Annotated in this window: 20 protein-coding genes and 1 pseudogene; 11 read left to right on the forward strand and 10 right to left on the reverse strand. The window is 57.1% G+C overall.

Annotation, left to right across the window (positions count from 1 at the left end; translation table 11 throughout):
• The first annotated feature begins 79 nt into the window (after positions 1-79).
• Positions 80-319, forward strand: coding sequence for a YobH family protein (locus tag HMPREF3140_RS05485; RefSeq protein WP_004145533.1), 240 nt, complete (start codon positions 80-82; stop codon positions 317-319).
• A gap of 57 nt (positions 320-376) precedes the next feature.
• Here HMPREF3140_RS05485 and kdgR read toward each other — a convergent pair whose 3' ends face one another.
• A complete protein-coding gene (kdgR, locus tag HMPREF3140_RS05490) occupies positions 377-1168 on the reverse strand; it encodes a DNA-binding transcriptional regulator KdgR (RefSeq protein ID WP_002911378.1) in 792 nt (263 codons plus the stop codon).
• A gap of 177 nt (positions 1169-1345) precedes the next feature.
• On the opposite strand from kdgR, the gene HMPREF3140_RS05495 reads away from it, so the two are divergent.
• Positions 1346-2716 (forward strand): MFS transporter, encoded by a 1371-nt coding sequence (locus HMPREF3140_RS05495; RefSeq protein WP_004184658.1) that lies wholly within the window; start codon positions 1346-1348, stop codon positions 2714-2716.
• A 65-nt stretch (positions 2717-2781) separates the two neighbouring features.
• Here HMPREF3140_RS05495 and htpX read toward each other — a convergent pair whose 3' ends face one another.
• From htpX to HMPREF3140_RS05515, 4 genes and pseudogenes are all read right to left on the reverse strand, one after another.
• Positions 2782-3666, reverse strand: a complete 885-nt coding sequence (gene htpX, locus HMPREF3140_RS05500) for a protease HtpX (RefSeq protein WP_002911381.1) — start codon at positions 3664-3666, stop codon at positions 2782-2784.
• A gap of 235 nt (positions 3667-3901) precedes the next feature.
• Positions 3902-5950: a carboxy terminal-processing peptidase gene (gene prc, locus HMPREF3140_RS05505; protein ID WP_004145536.1), complete on the reverse strand. Its 2049-nt coding sequence runs from the start codon at positions 5948-5950 to the stop codon at positions 3902-3904.
• Positions 5951-5969: 19 nt separating this feature from the next.
• Positions 5970-6647: an RNA chaperone ProQ gene (gene proQ / locus HMPREF3140_RS05510; protein WP_002911385.1), complete on the reverse strand. Its 678-nt coding sequence runs from the start codon at positions 6645-6647 to the stop codon at positions 5970-5972.
• Between the two features lie 81 nt (positions 6648-6728).
• A pseudogene (locus HMPREF3140_RS05515) lies at positions 6729-7242 on the reverse strand (GAF domain-containing protein).
• A gap of 132 nt (positions 7243-7374) precedes the next feature.
• Between HMPREF3140_RS05515 and yebS the strand changes: the two are divergent.
• The 5 genes from yebS to HMPREF3140_RS05540 all read left to right on the forward strand — a co-directional run bounded on the left by yebS (position 7375) and on the right by HMPREF3140_RS05540 (position 13462).
• A complete protein-coding gene (gene yebS / locus HMPREF3140_RS05520; protein WP_002911387.1) occupies positions 7375-8658 on the forward strand; it encodes a membrane integrity lipid transport subunit YebS in 1284 nt (427 codons plus the stop codon).
• Positions 8627-11260, forward strand: coding sequence for a PqiB family protein (locus tag HMPREF3140_RS05525; RefSeq protein WP_070552876.1), 2634 nt, complete (start codon positions 8627-8629; stop codon positions 11258-11260). The genes yebS and HMPREF3140_RS05525 overlap by 32 nt, the downstream gene beginning before the upstream one ends.
• Positions 11261-11384: 124 nt before the next feature.
• Positions 11385-12818 carry a 16S rRNA (cytosine(1407)-C(5))-methyltransferase RsmF gene (gene rsmF, locus HMPREF3140_RS05530; protein WP_032411854.1) on the forward strand — a complete coding sequence of 478 codons (1434 nt, stop codon included), beginning with the start codon at positions 11385-11387 and terminating at the stop codon, positions 12816-12818.
• Between the two features lie 115 nt (positions 12819-12933).
• Positions 12934-13173: a YebV family protein gene (locus HMPREF3140_RS05535; RefSeq protein WP_002911393.1), complete on the forward strand. Its 240-nt coding sequence runs from the start codon at positions 12934-12936 to the stop codon at positions 13171-13173.
• A gap of 97 nt (positions 13174-13270) precedes the next feature.
• Positions 13271-13462 (forward strand): YdfD/YebW family protein, encoded by a 192-nt coding sequence (locus HMPREF3140_RS05540; protein WP_002911395.1) that lies wholly within the window; start codon positions 13271-13273, stop codon positions 13460-13462.
• On the opposite strand, the gene pphA is transcribed toward HMPREF3140_RS05540, so the two are convergent.
• Entirely contained in the window at positions 13459-14112 is a 654-nt protein-coding gene (gene pphA / locus HMPREF3140_RS05545) for a protein-serine/threonine phosphatase (protein WP_004180432.1), read from the reverse strand. The two genes, HMPREF3140_RS05540 and pphA, sit on opposite strands and share 4 nt — an antisense overlap.
• Before the next feature lie 156 nt (positions 14113-14268).
• Between pphA and HMPREF3140_RS05550 the strand changes: the two genes are divergently transcribed.
• The gene (locus HMPREF3140_RS05550) at positions 14269-15237 is read left to right on the forward strand and encodes a VirK/YbjX family protein (RefSeq protein ID WP_004151446.1); all 969 of its coding nucleotides are present in this window, start codon (positions 14269-14271) and stop codon (positions 15235-15237) included.
• Between the two features lie 104 nt (positions 15238-15341).
• Complete coding sequence (locus HMPREF3140_RS28635; RefSeq protein ID WP_002911398.1) at positions 15342-15485, forward strand: Ecr family regulatory small membrane protein; 144 nt, start codon at positions 15342-15344, stop codon at positions 15483-15485.
• A gap of 635 nt (positions 15486-16120) precedes the next feature.
• On the opposite strand, the gene HMPREF3140_RS05560 is transcribed toward HMPREF3140_RS28635, so the two are convergent.
• The 3 genes from HMPREF3140_RS05560 to yobA are packed head-to-tail and all read right to left on the reverse strand — an operon-like array spanning position 16121 to position 17723.
• Positions 16121-16459, reverse strand: coding sequence for a YebY family protein (locus HMPREF3140_RS05560; protein WP_016529031.1), 339 nt, complete (start codon positions 16457-16459; stop codon positions 16121-16123).
• Positions 16460-16475: 16 nt separating this feature from the next.
• Positions 16476-17345 carry a copper homeostasis membrane protein CopD gene (gene copD / locus HMPREF3140_RS05565; RefSeq protein WP_032411858.1) on the reverse strand — a complete coding sequence of 290 codons (870 nt, stop codon included), beginning with the start codon at positions 17343-17345 and terminating at the stop codon, positions 16476-16478.
• A gap of 3 nt (positions 17346-17348) precedes the next feature.
• Positions 17349-17723: a CopC domain-containing protein YobA gene (yobA, locus tag HMPREF3140_RS05570; protein ID WP_023286640.1), complete on the reverse strand. Its 375-nt coding sequence runs from the start codon at positions 17721-17723 to the stop codon at positions 17349-17351.
• 112 nt (positions 17724-17835) lie between these two features.
• Between yobA and HMPREF3140_RS05575 the strand changes: the two genes are divergently transcribed.
• On the forward strand, positions 17836-18066 hold the full coding sequence (locus HMPREF3140_RS05575) for a DNA polymerase III subunit theta (RefSeq protein ID WP_002911406.1): 231 nt from the start codon (positions 17836-17838) through the stop codon (positions 18064-18066).
• A 78-nt stretch (positions 18067-18144) separates the two neighbouring features.
• Entirely contained in the window at positions 18145-18804 is a 660-nt protein-coding gene (gene exoX / locus HMPREF3140_RS05580) for an exodeoxyribonuclease X (RefSeq protein WP_002911407.1), read from the forward strand.
• Positions 18805-18807: 3 nt separating this feature from the next.
• Here the strand turns inward: exoX and ptrB are convergent, their stop codons facing one another.
• Entirely contained in the window at positions 18808-20868 is a 2061-nt protein-coding gene (gene ptrB / locus HMPREF3140_RS05585) for an oligopeptidase B (protein ID WP_004151449.1), read from the reverse strand.
• Positions 20869-20898 lie beyond the last annotated feature (30 nt).

Here is a 20898-nt window from a genome sequence, read left to right on the forward strand (position 1 = left end):
AGTTTAGGAATCATCGACTTGTTTCAAAACGTGTTCGTGTCAAAATCAAGCCAGGGATCATACAAATAATGAGGCATCAATGCGATTAATCATTCGTACTATTATCTTGGTGGCTATCTTATGGATTGGCGTATTATTGAGCGGTTATGGGGTGTTATTCCACAGTGAGGAAAACGTCGGCGGTCTGGGTCTTAAGTGCCAATATCTCACCGCCCGCGGAGTCAGCACCGCACTTTATGTTCATTCCGACAGCGGAGTGATCGGCGTCAGCAGTTGCCCTCTGCTGCGTAAAAGCACAACCGTGGTTGATAACGGCTAACATCGAACCGGCGATCGCGACGTAGCGCCGCGGTCGCCAACCCCGTTATCCGCCGCCTCAGAACGGATAGTCGTTGTATCCCATTTGTTCAGAAATCTTACGCGCCGCCTGGTGGAGCATCGCCACGTATTCATGCAAGCGTTCTTCAGAGAAACGTAGCGTTGGGAATGAGATGCTCAGCCCGGCGATGACCACGCCGAAACGGTCAAACACCGGCACGCCAATGCAGCGCAGCCCCTCTTCCTGTTCCTCATTATCCTCGCCATAGCCCTGCTCGCGAACGCCATCCAGCACTTTCAGCAACTCCTCGGTGCTGGTAATGGTCCGCTCGGTGCTGCGCTTATACTCCACGCCGTCGAGGATCTGCTCCACTTCGCTGCGATCGCGCCATGCCAGCAGCACCTTGCCAATCGCGGTACTGTACAGCGGGTTGCGGCGGCCAATACGCGAGTACATCCGCAGGTTATACATCGAGTCAATTTTATGGATGTAGACGATACTGTCTTCATCCAGCGCCCCAAGATGGATGGTCTCTTTCGTCAGTCGCGAAAGTTCGCGCATCTGAATATCGGCGCTGCGCACCAGGTCGACGTTCTGCAGCGCGCGCGCGCCCAGTTCGAACAGCTTGAGGGTGAGAGAGTATTTCTCAGACTCTCCTTCCTGTGCCACATAGCCCAGTGATTTCATGGTCTGTAAAAAGCGATAAACGGTGCTTTTCGACATCATGACGCGCTGGGACAGTTCGGTAATGCCAATTTCACGCTCTTCACCCAGCGCCTGTAGGATGCCGAAAACCTTCAATACCGAAGAGACAGAATCTGGCTGTTTATCCAAATCTGCACCTGCCATTTATCACCTCGTCGTAACTGTTTTATAAAAATTAGAACCGGTTTTTATTATAAATTCGCCGCCTCTGAGCCGCAATCATTCTTCTGCCACTTCGTTACAAATCTGCGACATACTGCGAATTAATCAATGCTAAACTCATCATTCAAAAAACCGTTTCATTTAAGACTCATATTCACCATGGATAAAAATTCTTCTGATGGCGTGCCGTTGCCGCAACGCTATGGCGCCATTCTGACCATCGTGCTTGGGCTGACCATGGCCGTGCTTGACGGGGCTATCGCCAACGTCGCGCTGCCGACTATCGCCAGCGATCTCAACGCCTCACCGGCGGCTTCAATCTGGATCGTTAACGCCTACCAAATCGCCATTGTCATCGCCCTGCTGCCGCTCTCCTTCCTCGGCGACATGGTCGGCTATCGGCGTATCTATAAGATAGGCCTGGTGGTGTTTATCTTTACCTCGCTGGCCTGCGCGCTGTCGCGTAGCCTCGAAATGCTAACCTTCGCCCGCGTCGCGCAGGGATTGGGCGGCGCCGCGCTGATGAGCGTCAACACCGCGCTGATCCGTCTGATTTATCCGCAGCGCTTTCTTGGTCGCGGCATGGGCATTAACTCCTTTGTCGTTGCCGTCTCTTCGGCGGCAGGCCCGACTATCGCCGCAGCGATCCTCTCCCTCGCCTCATGGCAATGGCTGTTTTTAATTAACGTGCCTCTCGGCATCGTCGCCTTTGTTCTGGCCATGCGCTTTCTGCCGCCCAACAGCGCGCGCAGCAAAATCATCCGCTTCGATCTGCCGAGCGCCATTATGAACGCCCTTACCTTCGGGCTGCTGATCACCGCCCTGAGCGGTTTCGCCCAGGGGCAGTCCACTCAGCTGGTGCTGGCGGAGGTCGCCGCTATGCTGGTGGTGGGGTTCTTCTTCGTTCGCCGCCAGCTCACGATGCCCGTCCCCCTGCTGCCGGTCGACCTGCTGCGTATCCCACTCTTCTCTCTCTCTATCTGCACTTCCATCTGCTCCTTCTGCGCGCAGATGCTGGCGATGGTCTCCCTGCCCTTTTTTCTGCAGTCGATGATGGGGCGCAGCGAAGTGGAGACTGGTCTGCTGCTAACGCCGTGGCCGTTAGCGACCATGGTGATGGCGCCGCTGGCCGGCTATTTGATCGAGAAATGTCATGCCGGGCTGCTGGGGGCTGTCGGCCTGCTGATTATGGCCTGCGGCCTGTTCGGCCTGGCGCTGCTGCCCTCGTCGCCCTCCGATCTGGATATCATCTGGCGCATGGCGCTGTGCGGCGCCGGCTTCGGGCTGTTTCAGTCGCCGAACAACCATACCATCGTCGCCTCGGCTCCGAGCCATCGTAGCGGCGGCGCCAGCGGCATGCTGGGCACCGCTCGCCTGCTCGGACAGAGCACCGGCGCGGCGCTGGTGGCGCTGCTATTCAATTTGCTCGGTAACAACGGCACCCACACCGCCCTGCTGCTGGCCGGCACCCTGGCTATCGTCGCCGCGCTAATTAGCGGTCTGCGGGTCACTCAGCCGCGCGCAGCCTGACGGACGGTAAAAAAAATCCGCAGCTTGCGGGCTGCGGATTTTCGTTTTCAGCGTCAGAAGATAGATTATTTCAGATATTCACCGCTACGCAGGGCTTCAATACGCTTATCCAGCGGCGGGTGAGTCATAAACAGTTCGCTCATGGATTTCGCTTTACCGTTAATGCAGAACGCCATCATGCTGCTGGCTTCCTGCGGCTCATAGCTGGTTTTCAGACGCTGCAGGGCTGCAATCATCTTCTCGCGGCCTACCAGACGCGCCGAGCCGGCGTCAGCATGGAACTCACGGTAACGCGAGAACCACATGGTGATTATGCTGGCCAGAATACCGAACACCAGCTCAAGCACCGTGGCGACGGCGAAGTAGATCAGCGGGTTGCCATTGCTGCTCTCCCCTTCATCTTCCCGGTTGCCGCCGAGGAAACCGGCCGCAATCTGCGCGATAACGCGGGAGATAAAGATAACGAAGGTGTTCACCACCCCCTGGATCAGGGTCATGGTAACCATATCGCCATTGGCGATGTGGCTGATTTCATGGGCAATGACCGCTTCCGCTTCATCACGGCTCATGTTTTGCAACAGCCCGGTGCTGACGGCGACCAGCGAGGCGTCACGACGCGCGCCGGTGGCGAAGGCGTTAATGTCAGGCGCGTGATAGATAGCTACCTGCGGCATGGCAATACCTACCTGCTGCGCCTGCTGCGCAACGGTATTCATCAGCCAGCGTTCCGTTTCGTTGCGCGGCTGCTCGATCACTTCCCCACCCACTGACTTCAGCGCCATCCACTTCGACATCATCAGCGAAACGATAGAACCACCGAAGCCGAACAGCAGGGCCATAATCAGAAGACCGGTCATGCTGCTGGATTGGATCCCCGTGAGGCTTAACACCAGCCCGAACACGACCATCACTGCCAGGTTCGTCAGCAGGAAAAGCGCGATTCGCATCATAATTTTCTTTTTACCTCAATTTAACAAAACGCACTATGCGATTACCCACATCGTATGGGTCAGGCTGCAATTTTCAACCATCAGCCCCCGCTAAGTCACGATAAAAACACAACTTTACATTTTGTAGCATCTTGCTGACAGCGGCAGCGCAGGTTGACATTTTGTTAGATGAGCTGAATGGCGATGACAACGCGCACAAAAAAAACGGGCACCTCTCAGGGTGCCCGTTAGCAACTTATTTGCTGGCCGGCGGTTCCACCGCCGGGCGCGCTTTTTCCAGATGCGCCAGGTCTACCGCGATATGGACCGTTTCATCAAGATACGGATCCGGCTCCTGGTAATCCTTCGGCAGATCGTCCAGTTTTTTCAGCGGCGGCTTGCCTTCGCGTTTCAGGCGATCGTTAATCCGCGCCAGACGAATCGCATCATCTTCTTCGTTCTCTTTCTCACGCTGGGCGTAGTTCAGAGAGACGATGTTACGTTTGTCCTTCATCGCGTTATAACGGGCAATATCCTTCATGATGTACTGGAATTCAGGATCCTGCGCAATACGCTCGTCGTGGCGCTTGAGCAGCTCCGGTCCAAACGGGGTCAGATCCCCGGACTTCACATAGGTGGCCGCGTTGATGCTATCCCACGGCAGCGCGTTGTCTTCATACTGCTCGCCGGTTTCGCGATCTTCATTGCCGGTTGGCATCATGATATCCGGCGTCACGCCTTTGCGCTGCGTACTGCCGCCGTTAATACGATAGAACTTCTGGATGGTGTACTGGACGGAACCCAACGCCGGCCACTCCGGACGCAGCATTTGATCGTAAATACGATTCAACGAGCGATACTGCTGTACCGTCCCTTTACCGAAGGTCGGTTCGCCAACGATCAGCGCGCGGCCATAGTCCTGCATCGCTGCGGCGAAGATTTCAGACGCCGAGGCGCTAAAGCGGTCAACCAGCACCACCAGCGGCCCTTTGTAATAAACCACGCCATCGTTGTCGCTGTCTTCGCGCACTTTGCCATTATTATCCCGCACCTGCACTACCGGGCCGGACGGAATAAACAGACCCGAGAGCGATACCGCCTCTGTCAGCGCTCCGCCGCCGTTGCTGCGCAGGTCAATGATGATGCTGCTGACGTTCTGTTTTTCCAGCTTCTGCAGCTGCACTTTCACGTCATCGGTCAGGCCAACGTAAAAGCCTGGAATATCCAGCACGCCGACTTTTTCTTTCCCGACGGTTTTCACCGACATCTTCACCGCACGGTCTTCCAGACGAATGCGCTCGCGGGTCAGCGTTACAATACGCGTCTTGGCTCCTTTACCGGCCGGCAGGATTTCAAGACGAACCTTGCTGCCCTTCGGCCCTTTAATCAGCGCCACGACGTCATCCAGACGCCAGCCGATGACATCAACCATCGACTTCCCGGTCTGGCCAACGCCAACGATGCGATCGCCGACGCTGATCGCTTTGCTTTTCGCGGCTGGACCGCCCGCCACCAGCGAATTAATGACGGTATAGTCATCATCCATCTGCAGCACGGCGCCGATCCCCTCGAGTGAGAGGCTCATTTCGGTATTGAACTGCTCGGTATTACGCGGCGACAGATAATTTGTGTGCGGATCGATTTCGCGAGCGAAGGCGGTCATCGCCAGCGAGAAGACATCTTCGCTGTTGGTTTGCGCCAGGCGACGGATAGCAAACTTATAGCGACGGGTTAAGGTGTCGCGGATCTCTTTATCGTCTTTACCCGCCAGCTTCAGGCTTAACTGGTCAAACTTAACCTTAGCGTCCCACAGCTTGTTCAGCTCGGCCTCGTCTTTTGGCCACGGCGCTTTGGAGCGGTCAAGATTGAAATTATCATTGCCGGTAAAGTCCATCGGACGTTCAAGCACCTTCAGCGCATACTGATAGCGCTCGAAGCGGCGCTGCTGCCCCAGGTTGTAGAGGTCGTAAAAGACGTCCAGTTTCCCGCTGCGCAGCTCATCGCCAATTTGGTCTTTTTTAGCCGCAAACTTCGCCACATCGCTGGCCAGCAGCACATTGTGGCTGTAGTCCAGCAGGTTCAGGTAACGGTCAAAAATCTTTGCCGAGAAGGCGTTGTCGAGATCAAACTGACGGTAATGAGAGCGGGTAAAGCGCGACGTCACGCGCTCGCTTACCGTCGCGTGCTGCGGCTCTTCTTTCAGCACGGGGATTTGATCTGCGCGGGTTATGTCATCAACAGCGAATGCATGGCCTGCTATTGCCAGCAGGCCCGCAAGCGCGGTGATTTTAAAAAATGTGTTCATGCCTGGCCCGGCCTCCGTTTCAGAACACCAGGTGTTCTGCGCGTACAATCATTGACATACCAGAAGTCAGCTGTACACGAACGCCATCTTTGGTGATTTCCAGAACGGTGGCGTCCATGGCGTTATTGCCTGCTTTTACCTTCAGCGCCTGGCCGACGGTCAGAACGGATACATCCGATACCGGAGTAAGACGCTCTTCACGCGGGGCTTTGGCCGCAACAGGACGCGGTTTACGCTGTTCAGCGCCTTCTTTACGACGCGGCTGCTGAGGACGCGGTTTACGCTCGCGGCGAACGCCTTCATCCTGCTGGCCTGCGGCCGCAGCGGCTTCGCGTTTTTTCGCCTGCTGGGCTGCGCGCTGCGCCTGAACGCGAGCTTTCGCTTCTTCCAGCTGCTGACGCGCATGGGCAATGTGCTGCTCTTCCAGTTCGCCGCACGGATTGCCATCCAGGTCAACGCGAATAGCGCCGGCTTTTACGCCGTACAGATAACGCCAGCTGGACGTGTAGAGACGTAATGCAGCGCGAAGCTGGGTCTTGCTGAGATTCATCTCACCACCCACTCGCTCAACGAGATCCTGAAAAATTCCGATTTTCAGGGGGCGCGCTTCACCTTCAGCGCTAAAGCACTGCGGGAAACGTTCGGCCAGAAAGGCGATAACTTCTTTACTGCTATTCAACTTAGGTTGATTTTCCATGAAATTTCCTGATTACAACGGACGTAGCCAACAAGCCGCAGGCATGAACAGGCGACATTATAATGACGTCCTCGCTAAATGCTACGTTATCCGTTGATTATCCCACGACACGGGTAAAGATTTTTTGATAATCCGTGGCCGCAATGAGTTTTTCCAGATGCTCGACCAGCGTGCGCAACCCCTGCTCATCTTCAGCGGTGAAGCGCCCGTAAGCCGGACTATCGATATCCAGCACGCCGATAATCTGGCCATTCACGCGCAGAGGGAAGACAATTTCCGAATTACTGGCGGCATCGCAGGCAATGTGGCCGTCAAAGGCGTGGACGTCCTCGACGCGCTGGACCTGAGCCTGCGCCACCGCCGCGCCGCATACGCCTCGCCCGACCGGGATCCGCACGCAGGCCAGTTTGCCCTGGAACGGTCCCAACACCAGGGTATCGCCTTCCAGAAGGTAGAAACCGGCCCAGTTGACCTCGCTCAGCCGCTCGAACAGCAGCGCGCTGGTATTGGCGATCATCGCCAGAAAACTGGTTTCACCTGCCATTAATGCCTGGAAATCGCGGTTCAGATCCGCGTAAAATTCTGTTTTGCTCATTATATCTTCACTTTGTTGTCTTACTGCCTGATACGTACAGCCTACTAAAATAAGCATTAAATGCGCTTGGGCTCAAGATGAATTCATTCATAGGTTAAGATAGTGAGATACATTCATTCCTGTACGTAATAAATGCCGATAAAAACACCCACCCTCAAACCTGCGAAAAAGATGGTCGTGCATACCGTCAGCACGCCGCTTCCCTATGCGCATTACCAGCGCTGTACGCAGTGTGACATGCTCTTCCGCTTACCGGTGCTCAAACGCAACCAAAGCGCCTGGTGTCCGCGCTGTAACGCGAAGGTGCGCGATGGCCGCGACTGGTCGCTGACCCGCCTGGGCAGCATGGCCCTCGCGATGCTATTGCTCATGCCTTTCGCCTGGTCTGAACCTCTGCTGCGCCTGCATCTGTTGGGCGTACGCATCGACGCCAACGTCCTGCAGGGGATCTGGCAGATGACCGCGCAGGGCGATCCGATTACCGCCGCCATGGTGCTGTTTTGCGCGGTGGTCGCCCCGGTGCTGCTGGTGGTCTCCATCAGCTATCTCTGGCTGGGCAATGTGCTGGGGATGAACCTGCGGCCGGTGCTGCTGATGCTCGGCAAGCTTAAAGAGTGGGTGATGCTGGATATCTATCTGGTGGGCATCGGCGTCGCCTCCATCAAGGTGCAGGATTACGCCTTCCTGCAGCCGGGCATCGGTCTGGTGGCGTTTATCTCCCTGACGTTGTTGAGCATCCTGACGCTTATTCATATGAACGTCGAAGAGCTATGGGAGCGTTTCTATCCCGAGCGTCCGGCGACCCGCGCCGATAATAATCTGCAGGTGTGCACCGGCTGCCATTACACCGGCTATCGCGACGCGCGCGGCCGCTGCCGACGCTGCCACACGCCGCTGCATCATCGCCGACCGCAGAGCCTGCAGCGCAGCTGGGCGGCGCTGATTGCCTCGCTGGTTTTCCTCTTTCCGGCCAACCTGTTGCCAATCTCCATCATCTACGTCAACGGCGCGCGCCAGGACGACACGATCCTCTCGGGGATCATCTCCCTGGCCAGCAGCAATATCGCCATTGCCGGGGTCGTGTTTATCGCCAGTATTTTGGTGCCATTCACCAAAGTTATAGTGTTATTTACCCTGCTGCTCAGCATACAATTCAAGTGCGAGCAGGGATTGCGCACCCGCATCCTGCTGCTGCGGCTAATCACCTGGATTGGCCGTTGGTCGATGCTGGATCTGTTTGTTATCTCACTCACCATGTCGCTAATAAATCGCGATCAGCTCCTCGCCTTCACCATGGGGCCGGCTGCGGTTTACTTTGGCGGCGCGGTAATTTTAACTATTCTTGCAGTTGAATGGCTGGACAGCCGCTTACTTTGGGACGCACATGAGTCAGGAAACGCCCGCTTCGCAGACTGAAGCCAGAATAAAAACCAAACGCCGTATTTCGCCATTCTGGCTGCTGCCGGTCATCGCGTTGCTGATTGCCGCCTGGCTAATCTGGACCAGCTTTGACGATCGCGGATCGACGATTACGATTGATTTCCAGTCCGCGAACGGCATCGTGCCGGGACGGACGCCGATCCGCTATCAGGGGGTTGAAGTCGGCACCGTCCAGGATATTAGCCTCAGTAAAGATCTGAGTAAGATTGAGGTTTCGGCCAGCATCAAACGCGATATGAAAGATGCGCTGCGCAAAGAGACCCAGTTCTGGCTGGTCACGCCGAAAGCCTCTCTGGCCGGCGTATCGGGCCTCGATGCGCTGGTGGGCGGGAACTACATCGGCATGATGCCGGGCAAGGGTGAACCCGAAGATCACTTTGTCGCCCTCGACACCCAACCTAAATACCGCATCAACAACGGCGAGCTAATGATCCACCTGCAGGCGCCGGATCTTGGCTCTCTGAACAGCGGCTCGCTGGTCTACTTCCGAAAAATCCCGGTCGGGCGGGTGTATGACTATTCCCTGAATGCCAATAATCAGGGGGTGACCATCGATGTGCTAATTGAGCGCCGGTTTACCAATCTGGTGAAAAAAGGCAGCCGCTTCTGGAACGTCTCAGGCGTCAAGGCCGACGTCGGTCTGAGCGGGGCCAAAGTGCAACTGGAGAACCTGTCCGCGCTGGTGAACGGCGCCATCGCCTTTGACTCCCCCGCCGATTCGCATGTCGCCTCGCAAAACGATGAATATCACCTGTATGAAGATCTGGCGCATAGCCAGCGCGGCGTGGTAGTGACCCTCGATCTGCCTGATGGCGACGGACTGAAAGCAGGCTCGACGCCGCTCATGTATCAGGGGCTGGAGGTGGGCCAGTTAAGCAAACTGAATCTAAACCCCGGCGGCAAAGTTACTGGCGAGATGACCGTCGACCCGAGCGTGGTGACGCTGCTGCGGGAGAAAACGCTGATTCAGATGAAGAAGCCGAAGCTCTCCCTCGATAACCCCAGCATTAGCACCCTGCTCACCGGCAATACCTTTGAGCTGGTGCCCGGCGAAGGCGAGCCACGCAATCACTTCTCGGTAATGCCGGCGGATAAAGCGCTGCTGGATGAGCCCAACGTCGCCACCGTTACCCTCTCGGCGCCGGAGAGCTACGGCATCGACGGCGGTCAGCCGCTGGTGCTGCACGGAGTAAAAGTCGGCCAGGTGCTGGAGCGTAAACTGACGGCCAAAGGGGTGACCTTTCAGGTTGCCATTGACCCTGAATACCGCGATCTAATTCACGGCGACAGCAAATTTGTGGTTAACAGTCGTCTGGACGTCAAAGTGGGGCTCGACGGCGTGCAGGTGCTGGGCGCCAGCGCCAGCGAATGGGTGAACGGCGGGATCAGGGTGATCCCCGGCGAAAAAGACAAAATGCAAAGCAGCTATCCGCTGTACGCTAACCTTGAAAAGGCGCAGGAAAATAGCCTGAGCGAAGTGCCGACTACTACCCTGAGCCTGTCTGCTGAGACGCTGCCTGACGTTCAGGCCGGCTCGGTGGTGCTGTATCGTAAATTCGCCGTCGGCGAGATCATCGCCGTCAAACCGCGCAAGGATGCATTCGATATCGATCTGCATATCAAGCCGGAGTACCGCTACCTGCTGACCAACAACAGCGTCTTCTGGGCGGAAGGCGGTGCGAAGGTCAAGCTTGACGGTAACGGACTCACCGTGCAGGCCTCGCCGCTGGCGCGCGCGATCAAAGGGGCGATCAGTTTCGATAACCTCAATGGCAGCAGCGCCGGAGCACGGCTGAATAACAAACGTATCCTTTATGCATCTGAAACGGCGGCGCGCGCCGTGGGCGGCCAAATCACCCTGCACGCGTACGACGCCGGGAAGATGGCGGCCGGGATGCCGATTCGTTATCTCGGCATCGACATCGGTCAAATCCAGTCGCTGGAGCTAATCACCGCCAAAAACGAAGTGCAGGCGAAAGCGGTGCTCTATCCGGAATACGTCGGCACCTTCGCCCGCGCCGGGACCCGCTTCTCGGTGATCACCCCGCAAATCTCCGCCGCGGGCGTGGAACATCTCGACACCCTGTTCCAGGCCTACATCAACGTTGAGCCCGGCCGCGGCCCGGCACGACGCGATTTTGAGATCCAGGATACGACGATCAGCGATTCGCGTTATATCGACGGCCTGAACATCGTGGTGGAAGCGCCGGAGGCGGGGTCGCTTGGCATCGGTACGCCGGTCCTGTTCCGCGGACTGGAAGTCGGGACGGTTACCGGACTGTCGCTGGGGTCGATGTCTGACCGGGTGATGGTTAAGCTGCGCATCAGTAAGCGCTACCAGTACCTGGTACGTAATAACTCGGTGTTCTGGCTGGCCTCGGGTTACAGCCTCGACTTCGGCCTGATTGGCGGGGTGGTGAAAACCGGTACCTTCAATCAGTTTATCCGCGGCGGGATCGCCTTTGCCACGCCGCCGGGCACGCCGCTGGCGCCGAAGGCCCAGGATGGCAAGCACTTCCTGCTGCAGGAGAGCGAGCCGAAAGAGTGGCGGGAGTGGGGCACCGCTCTGCCGCAGTAATGCCCCCTTCTCCCGCCCCGGGCAACGCCGGGCGCGGGGAGAGGGTAAACCGCACGCCCCGGTGTCACGCGCCGGGGCGTTTGTGCTAAACTGCGCACCCTTTTTTTTCTGTGGTGCGCTGCCCGTGGCTGAAAATACTGTCTATTTCCCTGAAGCGTTTCTCGCTCAAATGCGCGCGGCGATGCCAGCGCATCTCTCTTTCGACGACTTTATCGCCGCCTGTCAGCGCCCGCTACGCCGCAGTATTCGCGTCAATACGCTGAAGATTAGCGTCGATGATTTCCTCTCTCTGGTTGCCCCCTACGGCTGGCAGCTCGCGCCGGTGCCCTGGTGCGCAGAGGGATTCTGGATCGAGCGAGAGGATGACGACGCGCTGCCGCTGGGCAGTACCGCCGAACATCTCAGCGGGCTGTTCTATATTCAGGAAGCCAGTTCGATGCTGCCGGTCGCCGCCCTGTTCGCCGATAACCGGCAGCCCGAACGGGTGATGGACGTTGCCGCCGCCCCGGGATCGAAAACCACCCAAATTGCAGCCCGAATGGGCAACGCGGGCGGCATTCTCGCCAATGAATTCTCCGCCAGCCGGGTGAAGGTGCTGCATGCCAACATCAGCCGCTGCGGCATCAGCAACGTCGCTCTGACCCACTTCGACGGCCGGGTTTTTGGCGCGGCCTTGCCCGAAACCTTCGATGCCATCCTGCTTGACGCCCCCTGCTCCGGCGAAGGGGTTGTACGTAAAGACGCCGACGCGCTGAAAAACTGGTCGCCGGAGAGCAACCTCGACATCGCCGCCACTCAGCGCGAGCTTATCGACAGCGCCTTCCATGCTCTGCGCCCTGGCGGGACGCTGGTGTATTCCACCTGCACCCTGAATCGTGAAGAAAATCAATCGGTCATTGAGTGGCTGCTGTCCCGCTATCCGCAGGCGGTGGAGATCCTGCCGCTGGGAGAGTTGTTTCCCGGCGCAGCCGACGCCTTAACCGCGGAAGGTTTTCTGCACGTTTTTCCGCAAATTTACGATTGCGAAGGCTTCTTTGTCGCAAGGTTGCGCAAAACTGCGGCGATCGATCCGCTCCCGGCGCCAGGCTATAAGGTCGGTAAATTCCCGTTTACGCCGCTGAAGGACCGGGAGGCCGCCGCGGTAACTGCCGCCGCCAGGGCTGTTGGCCTGGAGTGGGACGCAGGCCATACGCTGTGGCAGCGGGATAAAGAGCTGTGGCTGTTTCCGCTGGCTTTGGAGTCCCTGTTCGGCAAGGTGCGCTTTTCTCGCATCGGCGTGCGCCTGGCGGAGCTGCACAATAAGGGGTACCGCTGGCAGCATGAGGCGGTTATCGCCTTTGCCGCGCCGCAGCGCGCCTTCGAGCTGTCGCAGGAGGAAGCGGAGGAATGGTATCGCGGGCGCGACGTCTATCCGCAAACCGCGCCTGGGCAGGATGAAACCATTGTGACCTTCCAGGGCGTCCCGCTGGGCCTGGCGAAGCGCGTCGGCTCCCGACTGAAGAACAGCTATCCGCGCGAACTGGTGCGCGATGGAAAACTTTTTGCCGGCAAGGTGTGAGGCCGCGCAAAAAATGCGCACTTTTTGACTGGCGCTTTTCGCCCCATTGACTACGCTGAAAAATAACGGCCATAACTGGTCGTACCACAACTCAGCTGAAAAATGGGGTGAAGCGATGAGTAAAACCAATGTCCGCATCGGCGCGTTCGAAATAGACGATGCCGAACTGCACGGTGAGCATCAGGGTGAGCGAACGTTAAGCATACCCTGCAAATCCGATCCAGACTTATGTATGCAGCTTGACGCCTGGGATGCCGACACCAGCGTGCCCGCGATTCTCAATGGCGAACATTCCGTTCTCTACCGTAAACATTACGACCGCCAGTCCGATGCCTGGGTCATGCGCCTTGCCTGACACCAATGAACCCGTCGCCTGAGACGGGTTATTTATTTCCCCGTCCCGCCGTCATCCCCTACACTAAATAGTATGTGAACCCGAGCATGAGGCCAGGATGTTTGCCTTAGTGTTGTTTATTTGCTATCTGGATGGCGGCTGCGAGGACATTGTGGTTGACGTCTACCGCGAGGAAACGCAGTGCTTAGTGGCGATGGAGGATCAGCGGATCCGCCACGGTGGCTGCTACCCGATAGAAGATTTTATTGATGGCTTCTGGCAACCCGCCAGCGAATACAGCGACTTTTAGCCTGCCGACTGCAGCGCCACCAGCGTCAGCGTCCCACCAAACACAGCGCCCGTATCAATATAGTGTTGATTATCGTGGTCATAACGCGCCTGAAGCGGCGTATGGCCAAACCAGAAATGGTCCGCGCCGGCAATAGCGCCATGGCGCCCCGCCAGGTGTTCACTCAGACGATGGCGGCTCCATAGTACCCGTTGGGGATCCACCGGCTGCTGCCAGCGATAGACCGGCGCCGGGTAATCGGCGTGGGCGATCACATGCCGCGCTTTCCCGCATTCCACTTCAATAATCAACGGTAGCCGCCGACAGTGCGCCAGCAGCCGATCGACGTCGGCCCGCTGCCGCGCATCACCCTTGACGTACCAGTCGCCACCGTTCATCTGCCAGAGCCGCATATCTCCGCTCTCCAGCGCCTCCAGCGCCATCTGCTCATGATTCCCCCGAACGGCCCTGAACCAGCGACAGCGCAACAGGCCAAGACAATCGGCGCTCTGCGGCCCGCGATCGATCAGATCGCCCACCGAGATCAGCAGATCGGCCCAGGGATCAAAACGCAGCTGACGCAGGCGATTCATCAGCAGCGCAAAGCAGCCATGCAGATCGCCCATCAGCCAGATATTACGCCAGTCGCTGCCGTTAATACGTTGATACATATAATTACCTCTCAGCGGTAATTATAGGTAATTCCAGCAAAGGTCCACGGAATTTAATTTACACCTCAATCAATTTTAAACAGACGGCAAATATAGTCCGCCAGAGGATTAAGCTTGTCAGTGGCTCGCTTTAAAATAGGGGGAAATCACAACGAGGTGTTTATCGTGACAGACAATAGCCTGCATTCATCCGGCGTGCTAGCGCCGCGCTCGCATCTTATTGCCGATCTGGTGATGGGCAGATTGACACCTGCCCCCATCTGGCGGCAAAAAAATTACCGCTTTAAGTTTTTGCTGCGCACGGCCTTATTTTATAACGCCACCAGAGCGATGCTGGAAGCGCTCAGCGCTCGGGATGATTTTAATCAGCTGCTGGCCGCACAGGCTACGCTGCCGGGCAAAGTACACCGTCAATATCTGACCCGCGATCTCAACGCCTGGCAGCGGGCGGTGGCGGTAATCAACCATTATCGCTATATCGACACCCTACGCGGATCGCGGCTGGCGCACGCTATGACCGCGGTGTCTGAGGTCCCGCTGCTGACGTTAAACGGAAAAGAGGACCGCCGGTTTACTCTTTATGCCTCCTCGGCAGGCAAAGCCGAACGTGAGGGTGAAACCACTCTGTGGCTGCGCGACAGCGACCACACCCTGCTGGCCAGCGCCACCTTCAGCGTAACCCGTGATCACGATGCCTGGCAGCTGGTTATCGGCGGTCTGCAGGGGCCACGACGTCACGTTTCTCATGAGGTGATTAAGCAGGCGACTCGCGCCTGCTACGGCCTGTTTCCGAAGCGCCTGCTGCTGGAGTTTATCTGGCAGCTGGCCGCGCGCAGCCAAATCGCGGCTATTTACGGCGTCAGCGATAATGGTCACGTGTTCCGCGCCCTGCGCTATCGCCTGAGCAAAGGCCGCCATTTCCACGCCAGCTACGACGAGTTCTGGCAGTCTATCGACGGCCAGCCAGAAAGCCCCTGGCGCTGGCGGCTACCGCTATGTCTGGAAAGAAAATCGCTGGAGAGTATCGCCAGTAAAAAACGGGCTGAATATCGGCGGCGATTCCAGCTGCTGGATCAGCTGACGGAGCAGGTGGCAATATTGACGCAGCGGCATGCCGGTGACTAAATTGCGCTGTCGGTGAAGCCGAATTACAACATGGCGTTTGCTTATTATGTCAATATTTCGCTACTATCAGGGTCCCCGAAGGCCACCGGATAGTCGCTTGCATAATGAGTAAAACCGAAATTTTTCTGCTGATTATTCTGGCGGTCATTCTGCTCGGGAGCATATGGTTTATTTTCAGCGATGAAATTTGGCTATTGCTCTGCTATCTGGAAAGTCAGATATACCCTACATTCAGCGTTCCGCAATAATATTTTCCGCCCGCAAAAGTGCTCGTGCTTATTATTTATGCCACCTCGTCAGCCGGCGAGGTGTAATCGCATGAATTGCCAAATCGTTTAGATTTTGCTTATTTTATTTATCATACAAATATGTATACTAGCAGGCTTCCGATGTTGGCCCGCCAGTTAACCTGCACGCCGGGCCTGTTTAGGTGCAGGTTTTTTCTTTTCTCCGCCCTCGTTTACGGTTCCACCTTTGCCACCTCCCCTTCCACAGGATGCGATTTATGTGTAAATGAATTGTGTATGCTAAAAACGGTGTGCTATAACGGGACATCCAGAGGCCAGCGGGTGTTTGACTGACAGGATGTCGCTGGCTATTGAGAAAGAAGACAGATAAAGATAAAAAGAGACCGAATACGATTCCTGTATTCGGTCCAGGGAAATGGCTCTTGGGAGAGAGCCGTGCGCTAAAAGTTGGCATTAATGCAGGCTAAGTCGCCTTGCACTATAAGAATAGTTTAACGCGTCAGCTTTTCCAGTCCGCGGCCAAAGTGGCTGCATAATTCCTGGAAAGGGGGCCTCTGCCAGCGAAAAAACCGCCACTGCCGTTGTCCGGCAAGGGCGGTTTTTTTAATGTTATTACAGCAGGATAGCGAGAAAGTTTAGCAGAGCTTCTTCGCTCGCTCGATAAAGGGCGCGAGGCTCATTTTTTGTCCCGGATGCTGCGGATCGTCGATCTGGATCACTGAGATCGGCTGCGCGGTGGTTTTGCCGGCTTTGACCTGCTGCTCAGCCACCTCATTGAGCGGATACTGAACCAGCGTGCTCGGGTTGATGGCGTAAAGCGCGTTACCCGGTCGACAGGTCAACATAACCTCTTCCCGGTTGAACGCCCAGCTCTCCTTCCCCACCTCAAAACGGCTCACGGTGATAATTTGCGGCGCTGCCAGAGCAGCCCCGGAGCTTGCCAGTAACAACATGGTCAGAACAATTTTTTTCATGATTTTGCCAGTTAATTCAATAAGGTTCCCAGGTGGCAAACAGACTGACGGCCAGCAGCGCCAGCGCGCCCAGCCCTATTTCAGCCTGCGTGGTTCGCAGGATCAGGCTTTCCGCCTGCGAACCGCTTGCCGACATGCGCGGTACCAGAACATACCTGTTCACTAACGCAATTACCACCATCCCGGCGACCAGCGCACATTTGATCAACAACATGCGTCCCCACGGCGATGCGCCAATCAATCCTCCCTGGATCAACAGCGCATTGAGCGCTCCGCTGGCAATCGTGCCGGCGACGGCCAGATGCCCGTAACGTGAAAAGCGCGCCATGGTATAGACCGCGGCCGGCCGCCAGCGCCCCTGCGCCAGGCGCAGGCAATAGATAAAGGGCAACAGACCGCCGAACCAGCTGGCGACGCAGAAGAGATGCACAGCGTGGTTTGTCCGCTGCAGCACGCCGGTGAGACCATCGTGCATAGCGGCGTGCCCTACCCCGGCGGAAAGCAGCAGCTGTGCCGCCAGCAGGGCCACCAGCTGGCGGGCGCCGTGACGGGGACGGATCCACACTACCGCAAGCGCGATCCACGCCAGTAGGATCTGCCAGATCCACACTCTACCAAAGCGGGTCCCGGCCACCGCCTGCCAGACGGCGGGTCGCCAGACATCCGTCCAGCCCTCGCCCATCATTCCTCCCTGCAGGAGATACAGCGCCAGCGTAGAGATCGCGCCGATCAGCAGCAGCGGGCGCAGTAGTGGATAAAAGCGCAGCATCAGCACGCGTCTCAGCGGTACCGGCGCCCACCAGGCGACATATAGCACGCAGCCAAAAGCCAGCATCAGGGAGATAAAGTGCCCAAAGCGCAGGGTAATATAGAGCCCGGTCAGCATCGCTTACTTCACGCTAAAGGTATATTGCCCTTTGGTTTTATGACCATCCACCGAGACCACATGCCATGCCACGGTGTACTCTCCCGGCGGCAAGGCTTCCGCCAAAGGTAACGTGACCTCGGCGGGATTATCGGCGCTGCGGGTCAGTTTTCCGGTAGCTACCGCATGCTGCTGCAGACCGGTGACGGTCACGCCGCTGAATGCGGGTTCAATACCTTCGGAAAAACTGAGCGTCAACGTCTGTGGGGAAGCTGAAAGCTGCGCCCCGGCGGTCGGGATCTGCTGCTGCAGGTGAGCGTGGGCGAAGGCGCCCGCCGCGGTTAACATCCCGGCAAGCGCAACGGAGAGACGCAACGCGCGTCCAGCAAGAAGTCGCATATTCGTCATTCCCTTTTGTTATGTCTGTAGCACAGAGAATAACCCTGTATAATGCCAGAGTCGAGCCAGGCATCTGGCCCTGACCGGATTTATAAGCAGAGTGGAGTGGATGATGGAAAGAAATCTGGCCAAAATTTCGCAAGATGAGATGGATAAAGTCAATGTCGATCTCGCCGCCGCCGGCGTTGCTTTTAAGGAACGGTACAATATGCCGGTGGTCGCTGATTTAGTCGAGCGTGAACAGCCTGCACATCTGCGCGACTGGTTCCGTGAACGACTGATCGCCCATCGGCTGGCCTCCGTCTCCCTTTCGCGACTACCGTGGGAGCCGAAACAGAAATAATGCGCGCTCGCCTCCTCCCCGTCGGTTGGCAAGCCCGGCCAATTCCATTACGCTTATTGTTTTGCTCTGGAGCGAGCCATGCTGCGCGTCATTGATACCGAAACCTGCGGCCTGCAGGGGGGCATCGTTGAAATCGCCTCGGTCGATATAGTCGACGGGCAAATTACCAATCCCATGAGCCATCTGGTGCGTCCCGATCGGCCCATCAGCCCGCAGGCAATGGCTATCCACCGGATCACGGAAGAGATGGTCGCCGATAAGCCGTGGATTGAGGAGATTATTCCGCACTATCATGGCAGCCCGTGGTACGTCGCGCATAACGCCAGCTTCGATCGCCGGGTGTTGCCGGAGATGCACGGCGAGTGGATCTGTACGATGAAGCTGGCCCGACGCCTGTGGCCGGGAATCAAATACAGCAATATGGGGTTATATAAATCACGTAAGCTGAACGTGACTACGCCGCCGGGACTGCATCACCACCGGGCGCTGTATGACTGCTATATCACCGCCGCGCTGCTGCTGGATATCATCAATGTTTCCGGCTGGACCCCTGACGAAATGGCCGATATCACCGGTCGGCCGGCGCTGCTGACTACTTTTACCTTCGGCAAATACCGGGGTAAGGCCGTCGCCGAGATTGCTGAAAACGATCCAGGCTATCTGCGCTGGTTATTCAACAATCTCGACCGCATGAGCCCCGAACTGCGCCTGACGCTCAGGCATTACCTCGGGGAATAGCGCCTACACTGCCGCTTTTCCCGGCAGTGTCCCCTGCGCCAGGGCGATGAAAAAGGCGTACTCCAGCGCCACCCCTTCATAGCTTTTGAAGCGCCCGGATTTTCCGCCATGTCCGGAATCCATATCGGTGCAGAGCAGCAGCAGGTTATCGTCGGTTTTCAGTTCCCGCAGTTTCGCCACCCATTTAGCCGGCTCCCAGTATTGCACCTGGGAATCATGCAGACCGGTAGTCACCAGCATGTGGGGATACGCCTGCGCCCTCACGCCGTCATAGGGACTGTAGCTTTTCATATAATGATAATAGGTTTCATCCTGCGGATTTCCCCACTCTTCAAATTCACCGGTGGTCAGCGGAATAGTTTCATCCAGCATGGTGGTCACCACATCGACGAACGGCACCTGGGCTATCACGCCATGGAACAGCTCTGGCCGTTCATTCACGGCCACGCCCATCAGCATTCCGCCGGCGCTGCCCCCCATGCCGTAGCAGAGCCGCGGATCGCCGTACCCCTGGGCAAGCAGCGCGTCACAGACGTCCAGATAGTCGTTGAAGGTATTTTTCTTACACAGGAATTTACCGTCTTCATACCATTGCTGACCCAGCTCGCCGCCGCCGCGGACGTGGGCGATGGCGTAGACAAAGCCGCGGTTGAGCAGGCTCAGCCGGCTGGCGCTGAAATCGGCATCGATACTCTCGCCATATGAGCCATAGCCATAGACCAGCAGCGGGTTGCTCCCTTTGCGAAAATGTTCGCGATGGTAGACCAGAGAGACCGGGACTTCGACGCCATCGCGGGCGGTCACCCACAGGTGTTCGCTCTGGTAGCAGCTCGTATCCAGCCCCTTTACCTCCTGCTGTTTGATCACTCTTCGTTCGCCGGTATCCATATCCAGTTCAAACAGCGTATCCGGCGTAGTCATGGAGGAATAGCCGTAGCGCAGTCGCGACGTTTCGGGCTCCGGATTATAGGCAAGCCAGGTGACATAGGCCGGATCGTCAAAAGCGATCCCCACCACCTCCCGGGTCTTGCGGTTAATTTGCCGCAGACTGGTCAGGCCACGCTGACGCTCTTCCACAACCAGCCAGTCGGTAAACAGGGTAAATCCTTCGAGCATCACGTCGTGACGCGGGGGGATCAGCGTGGTCCACTGTTCTTCATCACGCAGCACGGTACGGTAGAGGCCGAAATTCTTCCCCTCCCGGTTGGAACGAAGATAGAAAGCGTGCTGATAGTGATCAAGACTGTATTCATGATCTTTACGCCGTGGCAGAAAGCAGACCGGCTCGGCGTCTGGCAGTTCGGCGTTGAGCAGCAGCACTTCGCTGGTGGTGGCGCTGGAGAGATAAATTACCACGAACTGCTGGGAGGTGGTTTTATGCACGCTGACGTAGAAGGTCTCATCTTTTTCCTCGTAGACCAGCGCGTCGCTCTGCGCCGGTGTCCCGACGGTGTGGCGCCAGACCTGATAAGGGAGCAGCGTGGTGGGATGTTTACGCACATACCAAACAAAGCGTGAATCGTTGCTCCAGGCAAAGCCGGAGGTGACATTTTCGAGGATTTCCGGGTACCACTCGCCGTTGCTGAGGTCGCAAAAGCGCAGGCCGTACTGGCGGCGGGAAAGGTAATCTTCCGCCACCGCCATTAGCTGGTTGTTGGGCGCAATGCCCAGTCCGCCCAGGGTGTAGAACTCGCTCTTCGCCGCACGCTGGTTGGCATCGAGCAGGATCTCCCACTCATCCCACTCTTCTTTCAGCACCGACTGCCGCTGGTAGATAGCGTATTCGCAGCCCGGCTCATACACCTGACGGTAGCGAAAGCCGTTTTTACTGTAGGGGGCAGAGACTTCCCGCTGCGGAATGCGGTCGATAATCTCCTTCAGCAGACGCTCCTGCAGGCTGAGCTGCGAATCCATCACTTGCTTGCCGTAAGCGTTCTCCGCGTGCAGATACTCCAGCACGTCAGGTCGCGCGCGCTCATCGTCGCGCAGCCAGTAATAATTATCGATGCGTGTATCGCCATGCAAGGTCATGGCGTGAGGGATCCGTTTAGCTTTAGGTGGCATGTTATTCTTCTGCTGCTTTATCGTGACACA

The organism is Klebsiella sp. HMSC16A12, assembly GCF_001808265.1.
GTDB lineage: Bacteria > Pseudomonadota > Gammaproteobacteria > Enterobacterales > Enterobacteriaceae > Klebsiella > Klebsiella pneumoniae.

What these genes read in the sequence shown, in the direction of transcription:
- HMPREF3140_RS05485 (WP_004145533.1), top strand. Translation starts at nt 80, where the DNA reads ATGCGATTAATCATTCGTACTATTATCTTGGTGGCTATCTTATGGATT.
- kdgR (WP_002911378.1), bottom strand. Translation starts at nt 1,168, where the DNA reads ATGGCAGGTGCAGATTTGGATAAACAGCCAGATTCTGTCTCTTCGGTA.
- HMPREF3140_RS05495 (WP_004184658.1), top strand. Translation starts at nt 1,346, where the DNA reads ATGGATAAAAATTCTTCTGATGGCGTGCCGTTGCCGCAACGCTATGGC.
- htpX (WP_002911381.1), bottom strand. Translation starts at nt 3,666, where the DNA reads ATGATGCGAATCGCGCTTTTCCTGCTGACGAACCTGGCAGTGATGGTC.
- prc (WP_004145536.1), bottom strand. Translation starts at nt 5,950, where the DNA reads ATGAACACATTTTTTAAAATCACCGCGCTTGCGGGCCTGCTGGCAATA.
- proQ (WP_002911385.1), bottom strand. Translation starts at nt 6,647, where the DNA reads ATGGAAAATCAACCTAAGTTGAATAGCAGTAAAGAAGTTATCGCCTTT.
- yebS (WP_002911387.1), top strand. Translation starts at nt 7,375, where the DNA reads ATGCCGATAAAAACACCCACCCTCAAACCTGCGAAAAAGATGGTCGTG.
- HMPREF3140_RS05525 (WP_070552876.1), top strand. Translation starts at nt 8,627, where the DNA reads ATGAGTCAGGAAACGCCCGCTTCGCAGACTGAAGCCAGAATAAAAACC.
- HMPREF3140_RS05535 (WP_002911393.1), top strand. Translation starts at nt 12,934, where the DNA reads ATGAGTAAAACCAATGTCCGCATCGGCGCGTTCGAAATAGACGATGCC.
- HMPREF3140_RS05540 (WP_002911395.1), top strand. Translation starts at nt 13,271, where the DNA reads ATGTTTGCCTTAGTGTTGTTTATTTGCTATCTGGATGGCGGCTGCGAG.
- pphA (WP_004180432.1), bottom strand. Translation starts at nt 14,112, where the DNA reads ATGTATCAACGTATTAACGGCAGCGACTGGCGTAATATCTGGCTGATG.
- HMPREF3140_RS28635 (WP_002911398.1), top strand. Translation starts at nt 15,342, where the DNA reads ATGAGTAAAACCGAAATTTTTCTGCTGATTATTCTGGCGGTCATTCTG.
- HMPREF3140_RS05560 (WP_016529031.1), bottom strand. Translation starts at nt 16,459, where the DNA reads ATGAAAAAAATTGTTCTGACCATGTTGTTACTGGCAAGCTCCGGGGCT.
- copD (WP_032411858.1), bottom strand. Translation starts at nt 17,345, where the DNA reads ATGCTGACCGGGCTCTATATTACCCTGCGCTTTGGGCACTTTATCTCC.
- yobA (WP_023286640.1), bottom strand. Translation starts at nt 17,723, where the DNA reads ATGCGACTTCTTGCTGGACGCGCGTTGCGTCTCTCCGTTGCGCTTGCC.
- HMPREF3140_RS05575 (WP_002911406.1), top strand. Translation starts at nt 17,836, where the DNA reads ATGGAAAGAAATCTGGCCAAAATTTCGCAAGATGAGATGGATAAAGTC.
- exoX (WP_002911407.1), top strand. Translation starts at nt 18,145, where the DNA reads ATGCTGCGCGTCATTGATACCGAAACCTGCGGCCTGCAGGGGGGCATC.
- ptrB (WP_004151449.1), bottom strand. Translation starts at nt 20,868, where the DNA reads ATGCCACCTAAAGCTAAACGGATCCCTCACGCCATGACCTTGCATGGC.